General features: G+C 47.3%; 2 protein-coding genes. Both read right to left on the reverse strand.

The window, feature by feature from the left end:
- Positions 1 to 93: 93 nt before the first annotated feature.
- On the reverse strand, positions 94 to 1713 hold the full coding sequence (locus B7Y67_RS15595) for an NAD+ synthase (RefSeq protein ID WP_293599423.1): 1620 nt from the start codon (positions 1711 to 1713) through the stop codon (positions 94 to 96).
- A 17-nt stretch (positions 1714 to 1730) separates the two neighbouring features.
- Positions 1731 to 2267 carry an inorganic diphosphatase gene (gene ppa, locus B7Y67_RS15600; protein ID WP_215309606.1) on the reverse strand — a complete coding sequence of 179 codons (537 nt, stop codon included), beginning with the start codon at positions 2265 to 2267 and terminating at the stop codon, positions 1731 to 1733.
- Between the last annotated feature and the right edge of the window lie 41 nt (positions 2268 to 2308).

The following is a 2308-nucleotide window of genomic DNA, read 5'->3' on the forward strand; positions in this document are numbered from 1 at the left end:
GTCAAGTTTGAACGGCTTAATAATGGATGTGATTAGCTTCATATATTCCCCTTAATACAGTAATCATACCTAGAACTGAAAACCAATGCCCAGTTACGCCCTAAATTGGGAGGTAATAGGATAGCGCCAGTCACGCCCAAAGGCTCTGGTGGTCACACGAACACCCGGAGGTGCTTGGCGACGCTTGTACTCATTGAGCTTAATCAGGCGGGTAACTTTTTCTACGCTTTCTGGATCAAAGCCGGCGGCAATAATTTGGGCGATGGATTGGTTTTGCTCCATATAGCGCTCTACGATGCCATCCAATACTTCATACGATGGCAGGCTATCTTGATCGGTTTGATCAGGACGTAATTCTGCGGAAGGGGCGCGCGTCAAAATCCGCTCCGGAATAATTGGGGTAATACTGTTGCGGTAAGCGCACAAGCGATAGACCAAGGTTTTGGCGATATCCTTAATGACTGCAAAGCCACCGGCCATATCTCCATAGAGAGTGCAGTAGCCCACAGCCATTTCACTTTTATTACCGGTTGTAAGAACTAGACGGCCGGTTTTATTAGAGAGCGCCATTAGGAGAGTGCCACGTACTCGCGCCTGAATATTCTCTTCGGTGGCGTCCAGTTTGAGGCCCTTGAATTGCTCAGCCAAGGCATGCTCTAAAGCATCAACAGGTTCGCTAATGGGGATCTCATCATATTGAACACCCAGATTCTGAGCCATTTCTCTAGCATCAATCCAAGAGATATCAGCGGTATAGCGAGAGGCCATCATGACGGCGCGAACTTTGTCTGCCCCCAATGCATCAACCGCTATTGCCAGAACTAATGCTGAATCAACCCCACCCGAGAGGCCAATAATGACTCCTGGAAAACGGTTCTTCTGAACATAGTCTCGGACACCCAAAACAAGAGCTTGATAGGCCTGAGCTTCTACGCTTGATGGGGGAATAAGAGATCCTATCTCTAAGTCAGCGGATGCATTGACATCGACATAGCCTAGAGCGGTTTCAAACTGTGGCATGGTCATCACTACCTTGCCCGCGCTGTTCAAGGCAAAGGATCCACCATCAAAAACCAATTCATCTTGGCCGCCTACTGCATTGACATAAACCAAAGGCATCTTGCTTAAGGCAATTTGTTTGCGCAGCACCTCAATACGTAAAGATTCTTTTTGGAGGTGATAAGGTGAGGCATTGAGAACCAGAAGTACTTGGGCGCCAGCAGCATGAGCCTGTTTAGCTGGGCCTGCATGCCAAGCGTCTTCACACAGAATGAGTCCATATTGGATGCCGGCATTTTCAAAGACACAGGCTTCGTTGCCTGGTGTGAAGTAGCGCACCTCATCAAATACTTCATGATTGGGTAATTCTTGTTTGGCATAGCCGGCAATAACTTTTCCATCACGAATGACTGACGCATAGTTTTGCAAACCATTTGCAGTCTTTTTTGGGTGACCAACAATCACGGTCAATCCTGGAAATTTCTGGAGCTCCAGCACTAAACAACTGAGCTCACGATCGGCAGCCTCAATAAAGGCAGGGCGAAGCAGTAAGTCTTCTGGAGGGTAGCCAGTGAGCGAGAGCTCTGGCGTGAGAACTAGTGTGGCGCCTTGTGCATAAGCATTTGCGGCGGCTTGAGAAATGAGCTGCGCGTTGCCAGGCAAATCACCCAAAAGAGGGTTGATTTGCGCCAGGGCGATTTTTTGCGAGCTCACTCCCAATTACAAATCAATTACTTCTGTGACTTAGCGTAACCTTCGATGCCGTCCAAAATTTCTTTATGGGCACCAGCAACACCAGTCCAACCTTTAACTTTTACCCACTTACCTTTTTCGAGATCTTTATAGTGCTCGAAGAAGTGTTGAATTTGGGCGAGGAGTAATTCGTTTACATCTTCAGGCTTTTGCAAATGCTTGTAGATTGGCAAAATCTTATCTTCTGGAACGGCCAACAACTTCGCGTCTTGTCCGCCTTCATCTTCCATCTCCAACATTCCGATGGCGCGGCAGCTCACTACTGAGCCTGGTACCAATGCAAATGGAGTAATAACGAGAACGTCAACAGGATCTCCGTCACCAGCAATCGTTTTTGGGATGTAACCGTAGTTGCATGGATAGTGCATTGCTGTACCCATGAAGCGATCTACGAAGAGGCAGCCAGTTTCTTTATCCACTTCATACTTCACTGGATCCGCATTCATTGGGATCTCAATAATGACGTTGAATGATTCTGGGATTTTTTTACCCGGACTGACCTTGTCGTAACTCATAAATACTCCGCTTAGTGATTAATGGATACCTCGATATTAGC

It is taken from the genome of Polynucleobacter sp. 35-46-11 (assembly GCF_002281105.1).